The organism is Prevotella lacticifex (assembly GCF_019973375.1).
Lineage (GTDB): Bacteria > Bacteroidota > Bacteroidia > Bacteroidales > Bacteroidaceae > Prevotella > Prevotella lacticifex.
This window is the reverse complement of record NZ_BPTV01000003.1, coordinates 371,925-396,158: the sequence shown is the minus strand read 5'-3', so window position 1 is coordinate 396,158 and position 24,234 is coordinate 371,925. Positions and strand designations below refer to the sequence as shown.

The 24,234-nt window shown below is 48.9% G+C and carries 13 protein-coding genes and 2 pseudogenes; all 15 read left to right on the top strand.

All coding sequences use genetic code 11. The features are described from left to right. Window positions 1-388: 388 nt before the first annotated feature. Window positions 389-688: pseudogene (locus LDN30_RS15395) on the top strand (energy transducer TonB); the annotation flags it as partial. Window positions 689-931: 243 nt separating this feature from the next. After that, window positions 932-1,360, top strand: coding sequence for an Hsp20/alpha crystallin family protein (locus LDN30_RS15390; RefSeq protein WP_223930175.1), 429 nt, complete (start codon window positions 932-934; stop codon window positions 1,358-1,360). 1,332 nt (window positions 1,361-2,692) lie between these two features. Continuing rightward, complete coding sequence (locus LDN30_RS15385) at window positions 2,693-4,597, top strand: IS1634 family transposase (protein ID WP_223930173.1); 1,905 nt, start codon at window positions 2,693-2,695, stop codon at window positions 4,595-4,597. A gap of 261 nt (window positions 4,598-4,858) precedes the next feature. After that, on the top strand, window positions 4,859-5,179 hold the full coding sequence (locus LDN30_RS15380; RefSeq protein WP_223930171.1) for an alpha-amylase family protein: 321 nt from the start codon (window positions 4,859-4,861) through the stop codon (window positions 5,177-5,179). 15 nt (window positions 5,180-5,194) lie between these two features. Next, a complete protein-coding gene (locus LDN30_RS15375; RefSeq protein ID WP_223930169.1) occupies window positions 5,195-9,595 on the top strand; it encodes a starch-binding protein in 4,401 nt (1,466 codons plus the stop codon). A gap of 15 nt (window positions 9,596-9,610) precedes the next feature. Next, window positions 9,611-15,076, top strand: coding sequence for an alpha-amylase family protein (locus tag LDN30_RS15370; RefSeq protein WP_223930167.1), 5,466 nt, complete (start codon window positions 9,611-9,613; stop codon window positions 15,074-15,076). A gap of 2 nt (window positions 15,077-15,078) precedes the next feature. Next, the gene (locus LDN30_RS15365; protein ID WP_223930165.1) at window positions 15,079-15,282 is read left to right on the top strand and encodes a hypothetical protein; all 204 of its coding nucleotides are present in this window, start codon (window positions 15,079-15,081) and stop codon (window positions 15,280-15,282) included. Between the two features lie 444 nt (window positions 15,283-15,726). Next, window positions 15,727-15,942: pseudogene (locus LDN30_RS15360) on the top strand (IS1634 family transposase); the annotation flags it as partial. A 125-nt stretch (window positions 15,943-16,067) separates the two neighbouring features. Continuing rightward, the gene (locus LDN30_RS15355) at window positions 16,068-16,292 is read left to right on the top strand and encodes a hypothetical protein (RefSeq protein ID WP_223927098.1); all 225 of its coding nucleotides are present in this window, start codon (window positions 16,068-16,070) and stop codon (window positions 16,290-16,292) included. A gap of 86 nt (window positions 16,293-16,378) precedes the next feature. Next, on the top strand, window positions 16,379-17,584 hold the full coding sequence (locus tag LDN30_RS15350) for a hypothetical protein (protein WP_223930161.1): 1,206 nt from the start codon (window positions 16,379-16,381) through the stop codon (window positions 17,582-17,584). Window positions 17,585-17,617: 33 nt separating this feature from the next. Next, window positions 17,618-18,169, top strand: coding sequence for a condensin complex protein MksE (locus tag LDN30_RS15345; RefSeq protein ID WP_223927096.1), 552 nt, complete (start codon window positions 17,618-17,620; stop codon window positions 18,167-18,169). After that, window positions 18,153-21,815, top strand: coding sequence for an ATP-binding protein (locus LDN30_RS15340; RefSeq protein WP_223930159.1), 3,663 nt, complete (start codon window positions 18,153-18,155; stop codon window positions 21,813-21,815). Before LDN30_RS15345 ends, LDN30_RS15340 begins: the two co-directional genes overlap by 17 nt. Window positions 21,816-22,519: 704 nt before the next feature. Further along, a complete protein-coding gene (locus LDN30_RS15335; RefSeq protein WP_223927093.1) occupies window positions 22,520-22,723 on the top strand; it encodes a helix-turn-helix transcriptional regulator in 204 nt (67 codons plus the stop codon). A 137-nt stretch (window positions 22,724-22,860) separates the two neighbouring features. Then, window positions 22,861-23,856: a virulence RhuM family protein/type II toxin-antitoxin system death-on-curing family toxin gene (locus tag LDN30_RS15330; protein WP_223928301.1), complete on the top strand. Its 996-nt coding sequence runs from the start codon at window positions 22,861-22,863 to the stop codon at window positions 23,854-23,856. Window positions 23,857-23,991: 135 nt separating this feature from the next. Next, window positions 23,992-24,171 (top strand): winged helix-turn-helix transcriptional regulator, encoded by a 180-nt coding sequence (locus LDN30_RS16445; RefSeq protein WP_223927092.1) that lies wholly within the window; start codon window positions 23,992-23,994, stop codon window positions 24,169-24,171. The last annotated feature ends 63 nt before the right edge of the window (window positions 24,172-24,234 follow it).

Below are 24,234 nucleotides of genomic sequence, written 5' to 3'. Positions count from 1 at the left end.
TTATGCAGAGACTAAAACAAGGGGAAGTTTAAACGGGCTTTCTACGAAAGAAAGCCCTTGCTAAGCCAGAAACGGCAAAGCAAGGGCCAAATTGTATAGTGTCTCAAATGGAGGTTTCTTTAATGTAAGATTCCGTCTGTGTTATTTTGACATGAGTGGTACTCTGCTTGACTATAAAGATTACTACAAGACTGATATCGACATAGCTCCTTCAATGACCAAGCAAGTGGATATACCCGCTTTTGAGGCACGTAGAAATTACAGCTATTATAAATCCAACAGTCTATATGAAGACCGTCGCTTTAATATTTCGTTTAAGCTGCTGGGATACAATGAAAGTTACATTGACCAAAAAACCGAAAAGGGGCTAAACGATTCAATCTATGAAGATGTTGAGCAGATGCCTTCATTCCCCGGTGGTCAGTGGGCACTGATGCAGTATCTGGCCAACAACATCAAGTACCCTGTTGTAGCACAGGAGAATGGTATTGAGGGTCATGTGGTCGTATCCTTCGTCGTAGAGCGTGACGGTAGCATCACAGATGTGCAGGTTGTCCGTTCCGTTGACCCATCACTTGACCGTGAGGCACTGCGTGTGGTAAGAAGCATGCCTAAGTGGATTCCCGGTAAGCAGAAAGGTCAGGCCGTACGTGTGAAATACAACATGCCTGTATCATTCCGACTCTAGACATAGTGTGTTGCGTAGAGGATTACAAGTTTAAATATGTGCCACTGTTGTCAGCAAAGTGTAAATATTTTAAGCATTGCTGACAATGATGGCATGATTTGTCACCAATTGTTTATAGGCACGGATATTGCATTGATGGTTAGTGAAGTTCGGCCGTCGGACGAGGGCAACGAAAGGAACCTGAGGACGATGGATGAACCGAGGATAAATAAAGAATTAATTGATAATTAGGAGGTTTTGACTATGTTGTATCCAGTTTTAAGAGACATGAACAATTGGCTTGACAATGATTTCGACGATATGTTGAACACAAGTTGGATGCCGCGCATGAACGTCACAGCACCTGCTATCAATGTCAAGGAAAATGACAAGGAATACGAAGTAGAGCTTGCTGCTCCAGGCACCACGAAGGATGACTTCAAGGTGAACGTCGACAAGGATGGCAACCTGACCATCAAGATGGAGCACAAGGACGAAAAGAAAGATGAGAACAAGAAGGAGCATTATCTGCGCCGTGAGTTCTCATACAGCAATTACGAGCAGGCTCTGACGCTGCCTGATGATGTCGAGAAGGACAAGATTGAGGCAAAGGTTAATAACGGTGTGCTTCATATCACCCTTCCTCGCACTCAGAAGGCTGAGAAGGAGACAAAACGCATTGAGGTCGCATAACCCCGGCGTTGCTGCTCAGTGGTATTACAGGGACTGTTCTCTTCATAGGGAGCAGTCCCTTTTTTGTTTTACAACATAATCTCCTATATGCCGGTATTCTCCGGCGGGGCGACTTCTTGAATAAGGGAGTCGCCTTTTTCGTGTCTTTCCGAAGTTCCTCTACGTTCATCATTTCCTCAATTCTTCTTTTAAAAAATCTTTACACCATTCTAATACATACCATTTCGCCTTCCCAAACGGTCCGTTTCAGCGTGCGAAACAGACCGTTTTGCGTCCTAAAACGGACCGTTTTAGAACGCGAAATGGCATGTATTAGTAACCCATTGAAAATCAATGTTGTACAGAGGTGGTGCAATAGACGGAATAATATGAATTATTTTAACAACTTGTTATCGCTGTTCCTCTCCGCTACCCCGCAGCAGCTATGGTGGGGATAAACCCCGTCCTACCAACAGCGGACAAGATACAAAACAAATGCCCCGCAGCAGAGATGGTGGGGATAAACCCCACCCCTACACTGGGTAAATGTACAATCGATGCATGGATATGTACGTTAAACAAACGAGTCGCATGATTTCCCCGAGCTGCAGTGGGTAAATGCGATCAATGTATGGATATGTACGCTAAACAAACGAGTCGCATGATTCCCCCGAGTGGCAGTGGGTATACGTCACCCTATATAACCTAAATATCCTTGCAAGTGCTTGATTATCAATGGTGCTATTTTGTCTCAACAAAAAGTGACGAAGTCGGGTCATTGCAATTCGTATCTCCTGCAATTTGAAAATGTTGATTTTGCTGCGTGGCAAATGATCTTTCGCTACGTAGAAAAATATCATTCGCTACGTAGCAAACGATCTTTTTCTATAGCATTACAACATTGGAAACATAGCTTCGAGCCCACAATAATATAGCTTCGAGCCCACAATAATATAGCTTCGAGCCCGCAATAACATAGCTTCGAGCCCACAATAACATAGCTTTGTCGCACAAGAACATATTTTAGTCCCCACAGCATAATACAGGCCAAAATGATTTCGACGAATAGTTACAGTGATATTCAGGCATGGTAATTGATATTAACAAAAAGATAACGAAGTCAGAAGGTATATATATAAACTGGGGGTCCAATGCCGGAAACGCAAGTCAAACGTTTGCACGATCTTTCTGTAAAAATAATAAATAATTTGTTTGCAGTTTTAACCCAAGTTTGACGCTCTAATGTTTTTTTTCAGAATTTTTTCCAGTGTTTATAGGGGTTTGCGTGGTCAAACTGCTCAAAATCGCAATGTAGAACACAGCAATGTCGTAGGGATTGCTTATCTTTGCGGCATGAATTTTACGTCCCAAATACGTTACAACCCACAGACGTGTAAAGACGAGAAGTATTACCGTCTGAAGGAGTCCTATCGCGATGCCAGCGGTAGGGTATGTACTTTGATATTGCTCAATGTCGGGTTTATACATGACCTATCCCCAGAGCAGATAAGAGATGTTGCGCGTGGACTGACGTATCTGTACAATTACCAGAAGGATGTCCAACTTTGGGATGAGAAACTGCAAGGTTACTCGGAAGTGGTTCGTGACAGAGTGCATGCGTACTGGGCCAGACTTGTCGAGGAGGAAAAACTTGATATTGTGGGCAACGCCTACGAGAGAAGCAAGTCCAAGGCCAGGAAACGGATAGATGTTGACACTATGAGGCATACAGACGCAAGGGAAGTCGGCTGCGAATGGCTATGCCTGCAAACGATTCGTAAACTTGGTCTGGATACATTTCTCCGTTCTTTGGGATGGTCTGAGGACAAGGTGAAGGTCACTTTGGCCCATCTTATTACGAGGGCGGCCTATACTCCGTCCGAATTAAAGTCAATATCCATTATAAAAGAGAACTCTGCAGTGTGCGAACTCCTTGACCTTCCTATGGCCAAAATAACTCCAAGGAGGATATATCGAGTTGCCGATGACCTTTATTCCATAAAGGATAAGCTTGAGAAGTATCTTTGCCACAAGACCGATGACCTCTTCAAACCGACCAACCGCATTATGCTCTTCGATCTCACCAACTTTTATTTTGAGGGACGCAAGACCGGCAGCAAGAAGGCTGCCTTTGGCCGTTCAAAGGAGAAACGCAGCGACTGCAAGCTGCTTGTCCTCGCGCTATGCATCAATACTGACGGCTTCATACGTTACAGTGCGGTACTGGAAGGCAATACCGCCGATCCAAAGTCACTTCCCAACATGGTGGACGAGCTTATTGCTGAGAATCCGGCCAAATGTCCCGATAACGAGGGAGTGCTTGTAGTCATTGACGCAGGTATCTCAACTGAAGATAACCTCAAGACTATAAGGGACAAAGGATACAACTATCTTTGTGTATCCCGCAAAGCTCTTACCGAATACACCACCCCCGAGAATGCTCCCAAAGTCACAGTTTGCGATTGCTTGAAGCGCGAGATAACGCTTCAACGCGTAACAACGGCCAAGAATGACGACTGTTACCTCAAAATAGACTCTCCTGCAAAAGCGTTGAAGGAAGAATCCATGAACCGCAAATTCCGTGAGCGTTTTGAGGAAGGGTTGAAAAAAATCAGAAAGAGTACCCAATCAAAACACGGGATAAAAAACTACGGCAAGGTACAAAACAGGATCGGTGCCCTGCAAGGAAAATATCCCTCTATAAGCCGATATTACAATATAAAAGTTGAGGATGACGGACACGACAAAGTCGCTTCTATGACATGGGAGGTCAACATCCCGGACAAGGTGGAATACGGAACATACTTCCTCAGAACCAATGTGAAGAAATTAGATGAGGAAACGACCTGGAACTACTATAATCTTATACGTGAAATAGAATGCTCCAACCGGCAGCTCAAAACCGACCTCAGCCTCAGGCCCATATACCACCAGACTGACAATAGGGCAGACGCACACCTTTTCTTAGGGCTGCTGGCTTACTGGATAGTAAACACCGTGCGCCATCAGATGAAGGTTGCCCGGCGAAAGCAAGGCAAGGATGAGCATGGGCGGGAGCGTTCGACACCGTACTGGTCGGAGATCATGCGGATCATGAAGACTCAAAAAGCAGTTACTACCACAGCAGTAAATGCGCTTGGAGAGGCTGTCGAGACCAGACTGTGCAGTGTGCCTACAGATAGTGCAGCTGAAATCTACGAGTTGTTGAAAATCAGTAAAGTGCCATTTAAAAAAATAAAAATCTGTAGAACACAGTAGGACTTTTTAAAAACACTAAATTGCTGATACAGAACAACTAAGCAAAATACGATGTCAAAGTTGGGTTAATAATATTGTTTACCTTTGTGCACATAAACAGCCTATCGATATGTGCTTGCTACCTGAAGCCTATAAACATAATAGTATTTTAGCTGACATACTCTTTAAAAATAATATATTAGTATCTTGCATATGATATACAAACGTTTACGACCACGTATCGTCATCTTATTCTTGCTGCTGAGTGTCGTGCAAATGGCAATGGCAGAGATTAATGATGTCGCGTCAGTGCAGGTGGAACCGGCTGACCAGACTAATGCAGATGAAAAGACAGCTGAAGCTGTCAGCAATGTCGGATGGCCTGCCCACTACGGTGGTGTCATGCTGCAAGGCTTCTATTGGGGCTCCTTCGATGAGTCCTCATGGGAGAAGCTTGGCAGTGCGGATACCGTAGCACAGTATTCCAAGTACTTCGACCTGATTTGGGTTCCGCAGAGTGGCGGCATGCCGTACCAGGGCAGCCGTACCATGGGCTATATGCCTTACTATTACTTCGACCACAACTCCTGCTTCGGCTCCTAGGACAAACTGAAGGCGATGATTGCCGCCTACAAGGCTAAGGGTACCGGAATAATAGAGGATGTGGTCATCAACCACCGTTCATCCATCAATCAGACCGATTTGCTCTCGTTCCCGACCGAGACTTACAAGGGAAAAGACTACCACTTTACATCATCCGACGTGCTCAATGACGATGATGGTGGAGCTACCAGGGCTTATCTCGACTATCTGAACTCATTGACTGATACCAAGCTGTCGCTTTCGGCATACGGCGAGGAGACATGTTCGTCAGTAGACCGGCAAACCTGTGAGTCGTTTGATGGTGCACGCGACCTGGACCATCGCAGCTCCAACGTTCAGAAAACTATAAAGGCCTATGAGAACTTCCTCCTTGATGGCACGGACGGACTGGGCTATTCCGGCTTCCGTTATGATATGGCAAGGGGATTCCTTCCAACACACCTTGTAGACTACAACAAGTCGGCAAAGCCGCGCTTCTCGGTCGGTGAGGTCTTCGACGGCAATTTCAATGAAGTGAAATGGTGGCTCAACCACTGGACCGACACCACGACGGTGGACGGGAAGCAGAAAATCACCCGATACAATGCCGCCTTCGACTTCCCAATGCATTTCTCTGTGATGACACAAGGCTTCAAGAACAGCGACTTCAGCCAGCGGACGGGAGCCTTCACGCTCGACGCCTCCGGTAAGAGAACCAACACCCCGCTTATCTCCGACCGCGCGCTCTCACGATATGCCGTAACCTTTGTCGACAACCATGATACTTATTATCCGCGTTATGACCTGTCGATGAAAAATGCCGACAATATGGTAACCTCGAATATCCTGGCTGCCAACGCATATATCCTTGGCATGCCCGGTACCCCGTGCATATACTTCAAGCACTGGCTGGACCCTGCCATGCGCCCGGTACTGGAAAAACTCATTATGGCGCGCAAGGCGGTTGGAATTGATAATATGAGCCGGATAACACAGAATGGCTATGACCCGGATGACGGCGACGGCTATTTCGCGGAGGTGTCGGGAAATGGCAGCTCAAAGGTCTTTATGACCTTCGGACAAATCGACGACAAGGCTCTCAACGAAACTCTTTCCGATGAGACAAAATGGAAGAAGGTTGCCGAAGGTGAAAACTTCAATTTCTATATCAGTGCCGATGCTGCCGACACATATAATAAATATGTGAATGGCACAGAGGCTCCTGCACGCTGGACCGACAATAGCCAGGACGAGACGGTTACCGAAGCTGACAATGTCGCCAACAGCACTACATCGACCATTCAGCTCAACGGAAGGCGAGTGTGCATCTATACTACCAGTCCGAAGCTGTATGCCTACATCTGTCAGGGCAACGGCTGGACGCAGCTCACTGGTTCCTTCCCCGGTGTGAACATGATGCAGAACTCCGACGAGAACCATGTAACGACCCAGACAATAACGGGCCAGGACGGCAAGTCGCGGCAGTATCATATCATTGAGGTTTATTCTACCGACTATCTGAACATCGTGCTCTCCACCGGCGACCTGAACGCACAGGGCCAGGGCATCAACCAGACTAATGATATTACAGGACTTACTGACAATGACGTCTACCTGACCTTCACCCCGGGCGATGAGAGCGTCAGCAACGGAAAGATTGCAACGTATGCGAACATCACCGAGGAGGTTACGGGCAATGTGAAGAACGACTCTGTCTATGCGGGATATGATATCGGTACACATTCCGTATATTTCGAAAACACCATTGGATGGTACAATCCGAAAATCACAGTGTGGAATGAGGGTACCAATGGCGCAAAGACATATTTCACATCCGGAGGCGCAGACAACAGCCAGGCTCTGACCACTGTCGTTATGGGCAATAAACCATACTATGTGTGGAACTACACCGGCGATGAGACGTCCAAGCCCACATCCGTCATGTTCAGCAGTGGATCGCCGGCACCACAGAGCGTTAGCATCCCCTTTGAGGACAACAGCGTCTACGAGCTGTCGGTTACGAGCAAGGATGCGTCCGGGCAGTATGACCTGGAGCGCACCACCTCTGCAGATAAATGGGGACGGGCAGCCGACAACTCCGTACCGGCAAAGGCGTTTGCTGCCACGGCAAAGGCAAGGACCGTCATGCGGCGAGCTGAAGGGGCAGAGACGAAGAGGACATTGACGGTGTACTTCCTCAACAGCGTCAATATAGATAATGTGCACGCCTATGCATGGTACAACCATGAATACATTGACGACGACAATAATAAGACAAAGGTCTCGTGGCCTAACTTCGGAGGCGCATGGCCGGGTGCTGTCATGTATCTTCGCCCCGAGAAGCAGGGCGAATATAATATCTATTCCTGCACATTCACGGAGGATGTCAATGGACTGCTGCCCGACAAGATTATCTTCAACTCCGGCGGTACGGGCTATGGCGACGACAAGAAGCACGGCTTTCAGAGTGAGAATATCGCCAGTCCGACAGATGGATATATCTATGAGCTTACGACCACAGATGGTTATGTCAATGGCGACGGCAATATGGTTTATAAGCAGAAGGATGAGGCCGTAAAGTACAACAAGCCTTACAGCATATACTTCAAGAACAATGGAATGACAGACCCAGGCATCTGGTGGTGCGGTAACAATACGAATGCCGCTTCAGACCTGAAGGGTTCTTCCACGACAGATGTTGGCTACGACAACCGTCCGTCAATGACGAAGATGACCATCAAGGGCTATGAGCTTTACGGCTATTCCTTCCCGTCGACCATGACCAGTGCTCCATCGAATATTAAGATTGAGGACAAGCAGGGCAAGGGTACGACCATTGACGGTGCGGATTTCCACGACGAGTATGTCTACACCGACAAGGCTACCTTCGTGCCGCTGTCGGAATATAAGGAGACCTCGGCGGAAAAGACCTATACGGTCTATTTCCGCAACAAGCAGAACTGGAGTAAGGTAAACATCTATACGGATAATCCAAAACTGGCAGGAGATTGGCCGGGTACTGAGATTACAACCGTTGACAAGAACCACGACGGCATACCGCTCTATAAGTGGACGTACACTACTGACGACCCTGCCTTCACATTGCCGACAAAGCTTATATTCAACAACGGCACCGGAGGCACTCCCTCCACCCTGAGCACTGACCTGGACTTTGTGGACAATCAGGTCTACGTGCTCACGGCAAAGACAGAACCGGGCAAATACGAACTCGATGAAGTCAACTCCAAGCCATACAGCGACTACAAAGAGAATATCAAGTTCACCATCTACTTCCACAACTCCGTGGGATGGAACGAGCCGCATCTGTGGGCATGGAACAACTCCGGCAATTTCACCGGCGGCGAATGGAACAATAAACCGGCCATGACGAAGACCAAACTCAATGGAAAGGATGTCTGGGCGTGGACTTACGACCCTGACAATCTGCCTGCCGGCTACACACCTGTCAACGGACTGCCGACAATGGTCATCTTCGCCGCTGCCGACCAGCCACAGAGCGACCAGCTCGATTACAAGGAAGGGGGCGTATACAAGCTTTCCGTAACCGACAAGACCAATGGCGACAATACCGGCAGCAAGCATAAGCTTGCCGAAGGCAGTGGACAGGAGGACAAGGAGATGCAGTTCCTCAACCGTCTCTATACACGCTATGTCCGTGAGGGCGTGATCTCTACGCTCTGCCTGCCGTTCGACCTTACTTCTGCTGAGCTCTCTGCCATGAAGCTCAGGGTCTACGACCTCGCTTCTGCCGATGCTGTCGTCGACAAGAACAGTACGGCGACCGACGGACTGCTGTCTTTCCATAGGGTACGAAACGTCGAGGCTTTCCACCCCTACATATTTATAAATAATAGCAGTACTTCGGGACGCATCTTCAACAGTAAGATTATATCCCGCAAGGAATGGCAGTGGCCAAGTCCGGAGAAGACCCTCGACGCCTTGCAGAAGACCGTCGGCGACTGGACATTGCAGGGTAATCTCGTACCCGATGTGGTGAAGACCGATTCCACCGGAGACGGGAAGACTACTTATTTCGGCTATGCCGAGAGCACGCAGTCGTTCATACAGATGAAGAAGGGCAAGGCATTCGTACCGGCTTCCGTCTGCTACTTCACCCTGCCTACGGAAAAGGTGAAGAAAGCAGGCTACCGCTTCGAGGGCGGAAAAGTGTCTGATACAGACAATGCCCAGACCACTGGTGCCAAGCACTTTGTCGTTACTCTCGATGATGACAGCTCCACAGCCGATGTCTACGTCTACGGCGACGGAACGTCAGTGGCAACCGACATCAACGGGATAACCGCTGGTCCGGCTCCCGTTGAGGACGCGCCAATGTTCAACCTTGCCGGACAGAGAGTCAACAAGGACTACAGAGGCGTTGTCATTCAGAATGGCCATAAGTTCATTTTAAAATAAATAAGATAACTAACCATGCATAAAAACATTATAATTACTGTTATTGCCGCTTTTACCCTGCTGGCTGCTGCACCTGCCAGTGCTGATGGGACACACCTGTCGGTGAAGGGCAGTGATGGTGGAAGAATACTCAACTGCTTCGGGTGGCGTTACAATACGATCAAGGCTAAGCTCAGTGAGATAAAGGCTGCCAATTTCTCTGCCGTGCAGGTAACGACGGTTCAGCCGTTGCCAGCATCAGAGGACTTTGACGGAAAGTTCCACTTCTCCGACCAGCTTGCAACGCCCATCTCCGACTGGTATCGTATCTATGCTCCTTTGGCTCTGAGGATGATCAACAATTCGGATGACTCGAAGAATACACCGCTCGGCACTAGGGCAGATTTCGACGCACTGGTCAGCGAGGCACATCAGCAGGGACTTGCGGTCGTCGTCGGCGTTGAGGCTAACCAGCTCTTCAAGGGCAGTGCCGCCAAAGCCGCTGTGTCGGTGACATCATACGACAAAAACTACACATTCAATTTCAAGGACCCTACCAGAAAGAGCATTACCGCACACGCCATCAACGAGGCTGTGGAGGATATCGTCTATGTGAATGGAGCATCCGACACCAAAGGCACTAAAAATATTGCGAAAGCCGTAGCCTTCGTCAAGGATCTCTATGCCGCCGGTGCTGACGGCATCTGCTGGTACCATGCCAAATATATTCCCCTGCTCTATGGACAGGGATATTTCAGTATCCAGGACGCTAAAAGCGAGCAGAACAGCGGATATACGATGCTGCCTAACTCCAACTATGTGACGATGTACGCTAACGGTTATTTTTATGTTTCCGACAGTCATCTGGAGGGCTCCAACTTCTGGCCTGAGGTTACGAAGGCGATGAATTATTTGGACGACGGGACTACGAAGCGGGATATCCCGATGTTCTCCTATGCCAACCTGAACCTCGACCCAAACTGCAAGGGCGAACTGATGCGCAACAACTCCAACACGGGATTCACCATCGACCACGACCCTTCTTACTTTGCCAATGGCATCAAGGACGATGGCTATTGGAACCGGCCGATGCGAGAGTACACCAAGTACATGCGAGTGGTCGACGCGTGGTATGCCAAGTCGGCGGTCATGCAGGACGGCGTGAGCTATGCCGACGGCTATTGGACGGACCGGCAGGCGAACTTCAAATATGAAATGGGATTCCAGAGCTCTGAGATTACCGGTGTCTATGCTGCCGAGCCTACAGATATGGTGTACATTGCCGAGGACGAGAATACGTTCATGAACAATCCCGAGGTGATGTTTGAGCCTATGTCGAAGGCCAATGCTTATCATGAGAACCGGCCTACAGACCAGATAGCGGGTGCTGTCGTCGACCGCGCGTATGCTGACATGGCTGCGCACAATGCCGCAACAACCGTCTACTTCGCACGTCCTTACAGCCAGAGCGGCAGCTTCAAACTCGGCGAGGACCTTGCCGACCTCACATCCTCGCCATACGCTTATTTCGAGGATGGCAACAACTGGGCTGCCGGAGACCCGAAGAAGGTCGGCGTCGTGCTCGATGGAACCAAGACCTCTGGGGATGTCATCAACCTCGTGGGCAAGCACAACGGCCATAACGTCTTTCTGTGGAGCAGCAAGCAAGAGGGTATCAATGCTCCTAAGAAGATAAAGTTCACAGTGGGAGACTTCAGCACCGGGGAATACGACTATGAGGTGGGTGCCACCTATGACGCTGCAGCAAGGGTCGTGGCGATGAGCAATCTGCCGGATGCCTCCTCGAGCGATGCAACGACAGCTGACTCTCTTACCGTTTATATCCGTGACGACATCGGTAGCTCTGAACGCGATTTCTATGTCTATGCCACAAAGGACGGAGCAGGTGCCTTCGACAATGAGAACTGGCCGGGCTATAAGGCGGACAAGACGGTGACGGATGCCAGCGGCGCCAAGTGGCACTATGCCCGCGTGCCGAAAAATATATGGGAGCGAGTGTTGTATAACGACAATATCATTATCTCTGCCTACAGCAAGGGCACTACATCGTTTGATGACAGCCCTAACAAGATTGGTCAGACGGCAACGATAGGCACTATAGTGTCCGACCAGTGGTTTGTCATCACTGATGACAAGCAGGGCGACGGCGCCATTCAGTACCGCGACGTGAAGCATGTATCAGTGCCAGATGTCGCCAACGAGCCGATACGCTTCAAGGGTGCTGCCATTGCGGCAGTGAACAAGTACCATAACCTTCTTACGGGCGAGAAAGAATACAAGGATGCGGCTTACAATCCTGACGGAACGCGTATCGACGTGGCTTCTCTCTGCCGTCAGCATGGTGCGGTACTGGTTATCCGCGATCCTTATGGGCATCCGGGCTCGCACAATGTGGACAACGTCAACCACAATCTGGCTAAAGGAGAATATACAGACCAGGTGTCGGGCAATAAATTTACAGTTACCCGCGACAAGATTAGCGGTGAGCTGGACCCATCGGGAATAGCAGTCCTCTACAACAAGAATGATGTGGAAGGTGCTGCCTACGCTGTGTCGCCTGTCTCGGGACAAGCCAACCAGGACATACAGGTGAAGATTACCAATAGGGCATCCGACAAGTACACGGTTCAGTATCAGATTTCCAACAACAAGGATTTCAAAAATAGCAATTATCTCAGTTACCATGACGATGGTACCTACTTTGTAGACAAGACATTGAACTGGCAGACTATGAATGATGCTAACGCTACTGTTGATGTCTCAACCAGCGATTTCAGTGGTGTTGAATACTATTACAAACCTTATTCCATGACGCTCTATCTCAGGGTGCGCTATCGTCCCATAACATCGACAAGCGATAAAGATTGGGTTTATACATCTTCACCATATTCATATTTCTTATATACAGGCAACTCTAATGGAACATTATATAACAATCAGCTCTATTTCAACCTTCCAGAAGGCGTGGAACCCGACAGTCTGAGCATCTATGCGTGGAGCGATGAGGCAGGAACAAAATTCCCACTTGTGAAAAGCGGCGGAGATCGGTTGCAGAAATATTATAGCAGCACGGAGGAACAGCAGAAACACTGGTACTCGCCGGTGTTGAATGTCTATAACTATAAGACATATACCGTTGACTACGGATGGTGGATAGATACAGGTAATGTAATCAAAGACGATCAGCTCATCGTTATGCTCGGTACCGACGATGTAAACAATATAATGGCGGGGTACTATGACCCTGAGGCTGAAAGTCATAATGATGCTATGGCTATCAACCATAACAGGTATGTCTGCCGGTACACCATAGGATTGCCGAACCTTCATTTCGACCATGTCAAGTTCCGGCTGTCCTACAACCATCCGCAAGGCTACACCCAACAGCTTGAGACAGTTGAGCTGTCAGCAGGCGAGGACGAGTTCTACAGTATCAGTCAGGATGATGAGGGGCGTCTGTCCATAGGACATGATATAGAGATGGTAGGCGATGCCATCTACGACAACAGTACATGGGGGTACTATATGGATAAGGATGGGAATTATTATGAAGAGAATCCTAACCAGAACTGGAAGAGCGGCTTCTGGGAGGGTACCAACGATTCCGACCCCATACGCCTGTCCTACGAGCCCAACGAGAGTAATGAGCTGTCCGTCAACGGTGCCAAGGCAGAGGTGTTCACGTGGACGGGGCAGATGATCAACGGCAAGTCGCTGCGCTTCGGCGAACGGCCTGATTTCGTTACGTCGTTTGTTCCTGACGAGGCTAAAAACGAAACGGCTCCGGCTTTCAAACGCTATTTCATTGCCGTGCCTACTGCCTATAAGTACAAGGTACGTGCGGCACAATATGTGCCGACCACGAATGCAAATCAGGTGGAAGACAACTGGTTTATGTATCGCGGATTATGGTACGATAAAGACGGTATCCCTAAAGATGGAGAAACCACAACGGGGACGTACAAGGATCTTGTGTGGACATGGCCCAGCGGCTACTACAAGGTGAAGTTCTACCAGATTTTCAATGGCGAAGACAGCGTCTACTACATGACCGTCTCGCAGCCGTCGCTGACCTATGAGAATGGTGGTACCAGCTACCAGTATGTGCCCAACAATCTCTCTTCGCGCAACGAGACCGTCAGCTTTACAGGACTGAAGACCCAGGACAACGATGCTGCCTCCGGTCAGACAAAAGACCCTTACTTCTATATCGACCTGCCGCATGTGGGACGTGCAGGATACAAAGGCTCTGACATCTCCATCAGCAATAATGTCGACGGTGAGCCGTCGAAATTTGTAGTGCCGGCTTTCACCCTTGAGGGAAACGAGACAAAAAGCACGAGCTCATCGGAAACGGAGTACCCATCGTTGTATCCTGAGACCGGCGCTTACCGCATCGTCTACAGCCTCGGACATGGCAATACGCCGATAACCTTCAAGGCTAAGGATAACAAGAGTGCTGAAGAACTGAAGACCATTGTACCGCTGAACACCGATGACGCTGCAAAGGATTCTGCGCCTTCTGCAAAGTTCATGCTCGGATTCAATGTCATGAGCTATACTCAGGAGGAGCTGTTCAATTTCAGAACTCTCGACAATGGAGGCGATGGTAGCGGAGGCACTGTGCCTGCTGGCTACTGGATGACCTATTCCGACGGATTGCCCAGGATACGGCCGTCAGGAGTTACCGCTTATTATGCCAGCGGTTATGTCCGTGGCAACGACGACCCCACGCAGCCTATCAAGGCTTTGTATTTTACGAAACTCGCCGGTGATACGCTGCCGGCAAATACGGGACTGATGCTCTGTATAGACACTACAGCGATGCCGAAGGTCAATCTCGGTGGCGAGGTGCTGGGTAAGCCGGGACGCATCTATGTCTATTTTGAGCCAGCCAAGGTCGACCAGGATTATGTATGGCACCAGGCAGGCACCAACTTCCTGATGCCGTGGATTGCGGCTGACGAGGAAGCCGGAAGCTCCTCGGAAAATGCGTGGAAGCAGTACCCGGATGTGAAACGCCCTGACAGCAAGTACTTGAATTATCAGTTCAGCAAGGGCTACTGGCATCACAGGGTAACGGAAAATGGGAATGTTATCGATGAGAATCTTTACGGTGTGGGATTCTATCCTTCGTCGTATCGGTATCCCACAAGCAATTATGAGGTGCGCAAGGCGTTTGTCAGCATTCCGCGCAAGGGGAGTGCCAGCGATGATCCTGGTGATGACGACCAGACGTTTGGTGCCAAGAAAAACGTAGCGCCTAGCACAGACGCTAACTCTGATGTTGTGGCAACAGCTCCTGTCGACCTTATATGGGGCGACGATGGTGGAGCACTGTCGCAGTCGACAGGCATTGCAACAGCCCCTGACGCATGTGGCAGCTCCGACAACAGAGTCTATAACCTTCAGGGACAGCGTGTAGTCAATCCAAGACGTGGTGTGTATATTCGTGGCGGAAAGAAAATCTTGATAAAATAGTCATGAAGAAGAAACAATATGTGAAGCCCCAAACGGAGAAAATAATTTCGTTTGAGTTCCCGTGCTTGTTGACAGAAAGCTGGGAGGGACATGGATTTGAGCCTGCAGCCAAAAAGAATTACTGGGACTCTGACGATGAGGAAGACGATAGCCGGAATGGTTTCACTCGTGTCGGTGGTTCCTCAAATAAGCTGTGGGATGATTGATGAGACTTTTGAATTGTACTATAATCCCAGACAGAACTGTCGTGTCAGGCTGAAACCATACAGGTTCTGTCTGGGTAACACCTGATTAACATTAATGCCCGCCGGCGCTGTCATACAGCTGCCGGCGGGCATTTTCAGGTTGGAACGATATATGTCTGTCCTTTTTCTGACTTCGTCAATGCGTCACCCTATATCACCCAAATATCCTTGCAATCGCCTGATTATCAATGGTGATATTTTGTCTCAAGAAAAAAGTGGCGAAGTCGGGCCGGGCTTGTGTATTTGTCCCAAGAAAAAGGTGGCGAAGTCGTGCCAGTGTAGGGGAGGGCTTCCTGACTTTAGCGCAAAAAATATTTACATTTTTAACTACTTGATAATGAAGTGGTTATAAAATTACCCTTGAATTTAGGGTGACGCAAACTCGATTTTGATTACCTTTGCGTCATGTTTATACGCAAAAAGAAGAATAGGTCAGGCACCATTAGTGTGATTGTAGTGGACAAGAGCCGCGGCAAGTTCCGTGAAGTAAAGAAGTTTGGTGTGGCATCTACTGATGAGGAAGCTGACGCGCTGGTTAAGGACGCACAGTTGTGGCTCCGTCGTTATGGAGGTATGCAGTACTTGGACTTTGACGGGACGGACAACTTGTTGGCGGATGTCCAGTCGGTTTAATATTGTCTCAAAAAGTTTCTCTAAGGCGAATCGAAAACTATCCGTATGAATAATTTGCACATATAAAAAACAATCCTTATATTTGCAACTGAAAATCCTAAATTTGCAACGACATGACAAAGGAAGGCCCATACGGTATTGATATCGACACGATGGTTCGTAGCGACTTGAAGAATGTGGTCGATACAGCGGAGTTGAAAGGACTTAATAAGGGTATCGAACAAGGTGCTATCAGTGAAAGACGAAAGAATGCCAAGGCGATGAAAGACTTAGGCATGTCTTTGGAAACGATTGCTAAGGTGACGGGAATGTCGGTGGAGGATATCGCTGAGCTTTAGGCATTTAACGGCCAACCGACCTTAACCGTCCAAAGTGGATGCACGTCTTACGAAACAATCTGCTAATGAAGTAACAGCAAGAATAAATGGAAACATTCAGAGACCTCAGGGAGTTGATACGCTGGCTCGGTCGTGGCCAGACTCTGCTTGCCGACATGTTCAGCAAGCGGAAAACAGTTGCCATTCGCTATGACGATGCCGTGGAGACTCTCGACGGCAATGAGTCGACTTTGCAATTCCTTATCCGTCATGGGGTTATCGTCCAGAATGCCGACTCGTTAGAGCTCGACGATGCTTATCAGAAATTCTTCGAGAACGTCCTCGACATCAACGAGGATATCAACGTAGCATCGGTGGAGCAGTATGTCAAGACGCTGAGGCTGAACATCGACTCGTGGCTCGCCACCGACTCCGACAAGCGCAAGGCACAATTCATGCGCGAGATAAGGCACACCTTCCGCAATATCGATCTGGTAACCCGCAAGAATGTCATCGACCTCAAGCGCAATATCGACACCACCTATAAGCAGGAACCCGACTTCAAGGTTAAGAAGCTGCGGCTCAATGACTTCGATGAGAAACGCAAGCACATAGTGGACCTCATCCGTGAGACCGACAAGATTATCGACCAGCAGACGATATTCTTCAAGACGGCAATGGACGTTGACCTGATGATGACCGTCAACGAGGTGCGGATGGGGCTGCGCGAGACCACACACGGCTTAATAGCCATCGGCGGACAGATTATCGACTACCTGAACCGCATTGACTACCAGAGTCGTATCGTCCGCAAAATTCGTCAGTTGAAATACATGCGCGACCAGCAGATGCTTACCGACAGTACGGATATCCTGAAGAGGTTGGGAAATGTCAACGATGTGTGGATGGAGCCGCAGAACCGCTACCGCACGTTCGTCTCGCTCGACTTCCTGCGCAATGAGGACAGCGCTATCGACATCCTGCAGCACGTACGCCGCCGGTTGTCGAAGAAAACGATTATCCACTCGCGGCTCGCGGGCAGGATTGACGACAACTATCTGCATACCGCAACCGATGAACGCCACATTTTCAACCATCAGGAGCTCATCAACAGCTTTCTGGCACAGAGCGTTGACCTCTTCACGTTCGTGTGGAACTATCCGTTCCAGACTGAGACCACGGAGGAGGAACGGCTCGTCCTCTTCCTGCAGTTGGCATCGCAGTACGACCGCGACGAACGCTTTGAGCATCAGGAAGATACAATCGTGGTCGGTAGCCATACCATCCAATATCCTATCATCTATCCAAAATAATTTTAGACTAACTACTCTTACCTCTACAACAAAATGAAATATACCAGTGAAATATTCCAACGGCTGTCGAACGGAAAGTTCATATCGTCCAACTCCATCGACCCTATGACGCGCTCCCTCTTCCTTGATTTGGAGGAGAATCAGCAGGATTACGCCGACTATTACGCACATATAGACTTCCAGCTTTGTGCCGGCGACGGCTATTTCTACTTCGCGCGCAAGGAACCGAAAGTTACCGTCGAGAACAAACTTATAGGACTCTTGCCGTGGATTGACAACCTCGACTTTCTGAAGGCTTACGATCCGGGCTTCGATGTGGGCACACAGTTCAATCTGGCGCAGATGGAGGTGCAGCTCGGTGCAAACCTTGAGCTGAAGGACAAACTGCAAAATATCTATACCGAAAAGGTCACCAACCACGACAAGCTGGAGGCTCTCGTGACGTCCATGGTAACGATGGGTTTCGCCGAACAAGTCAACGAGATAGACGGCCTCTATCAAGTCACTTCGGCTTTCCACTATATCGAAAACATTATTGACTGCATAAACATCAGTGAGGAGGTGGGCGATGAGATACCTGAATAAAATAGTCTTTATCAATAGTGCCAACATACGCTATGCCGAGATCTGTCTCGACGGCAACGTACACTTCATCGGCACACAGGGCGTAGGAAAGTCAACCATCCTCCGCGCGATACTGTTCTTCTACAATGCCAACAAGCAGAAACTCGGCATACGCACAATGGCCGGGCAGAAGCCGTTCGACGAATTCTATCTCGGACACCCCGACTCCTACATCATCTATGAGGTCACACGCGAGAACGGCCGTTTCTTCATTATGGCCTTCCTCTCGCAGGGCCGCGCCGCGTTCCGCTTCGTCGACTGCCCGTACGACAAGCGGTTCTTCATCGACGATGCCGGCAATGTCGGTTACGAGTGGGGAAAGATAAGCCAGACAATTGGCGTGCGCACCTTCAAGAGCAATATCGTCCGCACGAGGGAGGAGTATCTGAACGTTCTCTACGGCAATCGTCAGGCGGTGAGCCGCGAACTGCGCAGATTCTCGATAATGGAGAGTGCTAAATACCAGAACGTGCCGCGCACAATACAGAATATATTCCTTAACCAAAGCCTTGAGAGTCAGGTCATTAAGGATATTATCATCGACTCCATGGACTTCACCGACACTGGCGCTATTGACCTTAACAGGATTCGCGACGAGGTGAAGGATTTCCGCATGCAGTACGACGACATCAGCAAGTGGTTTCGTAAGGAGAAAGACGGCTCCGTGATGGTGAGGCGTGAGGCCGACCGCGTACTCTCTGCCTACGCCGACTACGAGGCTTGCCGCAAGATGATTGCTGAGTTGACCGGACAGACGGTTTTTGCTCTGGAGCACAACCGTAAAGAACTGCCTGAGGTCGACAGTAAGATATCGGAGACGCAGTTGCTGCTTGCTAAGAAGCGGCGCGATGCTGCGGACGAAAGCAACAAATACAACAAGCAGCGCGACGAGCTGAACCAGCAAATGGGAGTGCTGAAGAAGGTGCTCGACGACACCGCCGCCAAGAGGAAACACTATGAGGATATCGGCATCGACGGGATAATAGAGAAGATCAGCCATGAGGGCGAGCTGAACATTCGCCGGCAGAGTCTGAGCGAGCAGATGGCACGGCTGACCGACAAAAACAAAGACGTGAAGGCCAAATACGACGCACTGCGACAGAATGAGGTAAACTCTCGCAAACAGCGCGAGCTGGATGTGCAACGGCGGCAATCGGAACTGAAAGTAGGGGAAACCTCGGAGATGGGTGCGCTGACCGACAAATACAAGGACGATTATCAGCGGTTCAGCGAGGAATTCCAGAAACGTCTGAGTGAATTGCAGGAACGGCGCACCGCCATCATGCAGGAAGTGGCTGACTTACAGGTTAATGCGGAAAGAATAAAGAACGCCAATCCTTATTCCAGTCAGATGGACGAGGAGAAGACCCGTATCGAAAAGCTGCGGACGGAAAGCTCTCAGCGGCAGAAGGACTCAGCCCGACTGCAACGTGAGATTGACATCATAACTCATGAGACGGAATTGCAGCGCAAGGATTTAGAGGCTAAGGCTGATGCTGATGTTAAGGACATCGAACATAGGATATCGTCTGTAAATGAGCAGGTTGCAAATCTACAGCAGTTGCTCGACCGACAGAAAGGATCTCTCATCGAATGGCTTGGCGAGAATAAAAGTGGGTGGGAGAGAAACATCGGAAAAATCGCTGACGAGGAAGCAGTACTCTATAACACCAGCCTGCACCCGGAGATCGTTCCGGAGGGCAAGGACAGCGTTTTCGGAGTGAAAATTGCCGTCGACAACATTGAACGGAACGTGCGCACGCCTTCCGACATTCAGAAGGAGAAGTCGGTATTGGACGCAAAGATTATCGCGTTGCGAAACGATATCGTCAAACGCAAGGAGCAACTCACGTCGGATGTTGAGTTGATGGAGAAGAAACCAAGCAACAAACTTAGACAGTTGCGAGTCGAAAAAAGCAATATCGAGGCCGAGTTGCAGAGCATTCCAATGCGTATAAAGTCGGCCGAAAACCATCTTGTACAATACAATGAGACACTGCAAAACTACCGCCGCCAGAAGTTGGACGAGAATACCCGTCAGCTCGCTGATGCCAACGAACGGCTGCATAAGTCGGAGAACGACATAAAGCGGACTGAAAACGAAAGGCAGAAAGGACTCGACGCATTGCGTAAGTCGTTCAACCACAGCCGCAAGGAGGTGCAGACACGGTATGATGCCATGCTGAAGGCTCTCGAGGACGAACTCAAGGGAATAGTCTCTGAAGCGGAGAAACGGCTGAAAGAGCTCGACGCTCTGATGGACCGTGAGTTGCACGGACTCGGTGTTGATACCAACCAATTGGTAAGTCTGCGTTCTCAGCTTAATGATATTGATTCACAATTGCAGTTCATCGACCGTAACCGTAAGGAATATATTCTGTGGCAGGAGGACAAGGCGAAGTTCCTTGACCATGAGCAGGAGAACAAGGACAAGCGTAAGGCACTGAAAATCAAGCTCGACGACCTCGACGACAAGTTTGCCGTCAGACGCCGGAAACTCGACGATGCCATCAAAATGGTTGACGAGGAATGCCGCAGTCTTATCGCAAACAAAAAAGCCATGGAGCTGTCGATACATGAGACGGAAGGCTTTATGGCATCGGAGTCGTGGCCCGCAGAGTTTGCCGACGCACCTGTGGAAACGGTTAAGCCGCTCGCCGATATCCTCTCGGAGCTGAAGAACAGGGTGATGGAGCAGAATAAGTACTGTGATTCGTTCCAGGGGGCAGTGAAAAAGTTCAAGGCCAACTTCTCACCGCAGAACGCGTTCCACTTCAGAACGGACTTCGAGACCGACCGCGACTACACCGAATTCGCCACAAATCTATATGAGTTCATCAGCAACGACAAAATCGAGACCTACCGCCAGCGGGTCAGCGAGCAGTATGCCAGTATCCTGCGTACCATCGGCCACAGCATCGGTGAGCTCATGTCAAACAAGAGTCAGGTGCAGGCTACCGTCAACGAGATTAACCGCGACTTCCGGGAGAATAACTTCGTGGGAGTGGTGAAGGACATCGAACTTCGCATCTCCGACAGTAGCGACCGCCTTGTGCAGCATCTCTTGTCGATAAAGAGTTTCAACGACGATCATGCCAATAATATTGGCGAGATGGACTTGTTTACCGACGAAACGCAGCGCATACAGAACAACCAGCGTGCCGTACAGCTCATCACGGTCCTCATGGATCAGCTTGAGGCCGACCAGAAGCGCGATGCCGTCACCCTCGCCGACATCTTCAAACTGGAGTTCCGCGTGCGGGAGAACGACAACGACACCAACTGGGTGGAGCGACTGTCGAATGTGGGAAGCGATGGTACCGACGTGCTTGTGAAGGCGATGGTTAACATCATGCTCATCAACGTGTTCAAGAAGAAGGTGAGCAAGCGGTTCGGCGATTTCCGTATCCACTGTATGATGGACGAGATTGGCAAGTTGCACCCCGACAACGTTGCGGGCATACTCGATTTCGCCAATAAGCGCAATATCTACCTTGTCAACAGCAGCCCAACGACTTACAACGCTACGGCATACAAGTACACCTACTCGCTGAGCAAGGACGCAAGCAATGTGACCGTCGTCAAAAAGCTTATGACCATCCAATGAAGATTACCAAAGGGTTGATACAAACTCCCCCACGCCTTGCCGGTGGGGAGACAGTACCATCAAGCTATCTGGAATCCTTTATAGGAATTGACGGATGCGCGCCGATGGACTGCTGAGTGTCGTTGCGCTTGGCAGTTGGAGCATCAAGCTTGAGCATTACCTTCATACCCTACGCGACAAACCGGGGGCGTTGAAGAACGCCGAGGCGCTCCGCCATGTTTCACCATCGTTTGTGTACTTGTTAAAGTCTGTGGGCGTTGAAGAACTCCGAGGCACTCCGCTAAGCACCTGATGGCATACGTAAGGTGTTCAGCGGAGCTTTCTCCGGTAATGCCTTGGTCGACAGACTTACCCATAACGCATACCTTGTCAACATGAACGGCGTGTCATACCGACTCAAGGAAACGAAGGATTTTAATCAAAAAATACAGAAAAAAGATGGGTAGTAAAATGAATTTTATACCTTTGCAAACGTGACCTGCAAGGGGGCTCTTTTAAATTAGCAAAGGGGTCACATCTCGACTCGTGCACGCACCTATCACTCATCCGATGATACTGTCATGAGAATAGATGATACGAAGATGGCTGTTATAAATCTTTTTGGATGAACAAAATCACGTCTGCAAGTGTAATTTATTAGACTTTTTCTTGCTTGTTTTCTTTATTCTTACTATCTTTGCAACAAAAGTTTAATATAGCATACTATGGATTTGGTGCAGACGATGAAATCACGACGCAAGACATTGGGAATATCCCAACAGGATTTAGCGGAAATAGCAGAGGTGAGCCTCGCTACGGTGAAAGATATTGAGCGTGGACACGGTAATCCTTCACTTAGGACTGTGCAGAAGATTCTTGATGTTCTTGGCATGGAGATTAACTATCAGGTTAGAAAGGTAGTACCATAAATGAAAAATGAACGATGAGGAAACTGGACGTATACTTTAATCAGAGAAACGGTTAAAGGCCACGCGCTCACTTTGGATGTCATCAAGAGTAGATTAAACATTAAAGCAGATTGAGTAACAAGCAAATTGAAGTGAAGATGAACAAGGATGAACTCGACAACAAGATTGTCATATATCAGACCGAAGACGGCAAAACCCAACTTGACGTGAAGTTGGAGAATGAAACGGTGTGGCTGACACAGGCACAGCTGGTACAGTTATTTGATTCCAGCAAAGCCAATGTTAGTGAGCATATCAAGCACATTTATGAGGATGGTGAATTGGCTGCCGATTCAACTGTTCGGAAATTCCGAACAGTTCAAACGGAGGGCAAGAGACAGGTCGGCCGTAATGTAGCCTATTATAACCTTGACCTCATTATCTCGCTTGGTTATCGTGTAAACACGAAGAGAGGTATTCAATTCCGTCAATGGGCCACAAGCGTATTGAGGGATTATCTCATCAAAGGCTACGCTATCAACCAGCGTATCCGTGAGGAGAACTACCAACAGATGGTACAATTGGTACGCTCGATGGCGAGGACGGTGAAGTTGCAAGACCTCAGCAAGGAGGTGCGAAACGCCCTGCTTGATGTTGTTGTGGACTACACTTTCGCTCTTGACCGTCTTGACGACTATGATTACCAGCGGCTGAGCATACCAGAAAGCTCCACAGAGGAGAAGTTTCACGCTACATACGAAGGTGCAATGAAAGTCCTTGCGGAACTGCGAGAGAAATTTGGCGGAAGCGGACTCTTCGCAAACGAGAAGGACGACAGTTTCAAGAGTAGCATAGGCCAGATATATCAGACCTTTGGAGGTCAGGATCTTTACCCGACTGTAGAGGAGAAAGCAGCCATGCTCCTGTATCTTGTCACCAAAAACCACAGTTTCAGTGATGGCAACAAGCGTATTGCCGCTACTCTCTTTCTTTGGTTTATGAACGAGAATGGCATTCTCTATGACGATATGCACAATAAGCGCATTGACGATGCAACCCTTGTTGCCCTTACTCTGCTCATTGCTGAAAGCCGTCCTGAGGAAAAGGATACTATGATAAAAGTTGTCGTGAACCTTATCGGACATGCCAAATAACTTGTTAAGACATCTGTCTGTAGTCTTCCCGTCAATACTGATGGATAACGACTTGAATCATAAGTTACTTTTATTCCGCCGTGACGCAATAGAACGAAAATGAAATCGTTATAATAATACGCTCAAAGGTGGCCAGTGGCCACCTTTAAGCCCCTTAAAGACGATCCGGATATCACCATCGGGTCGTTAAGCCAAAAGGCAGGCATAGCCACTTCAGCTGTCAAAAAGCAACTTCGCCAGATGACGGACAAAGGCTATATAGAGCGGCGTGGTGAAGGTGGCGCCTGGTATGTGTTTGCCTCACCCTCGGTGTAAAACATTATAGCCATCTTTGGAATGTAGGTTTTACTCATTACCATAAATTGTATTAGTGAAACA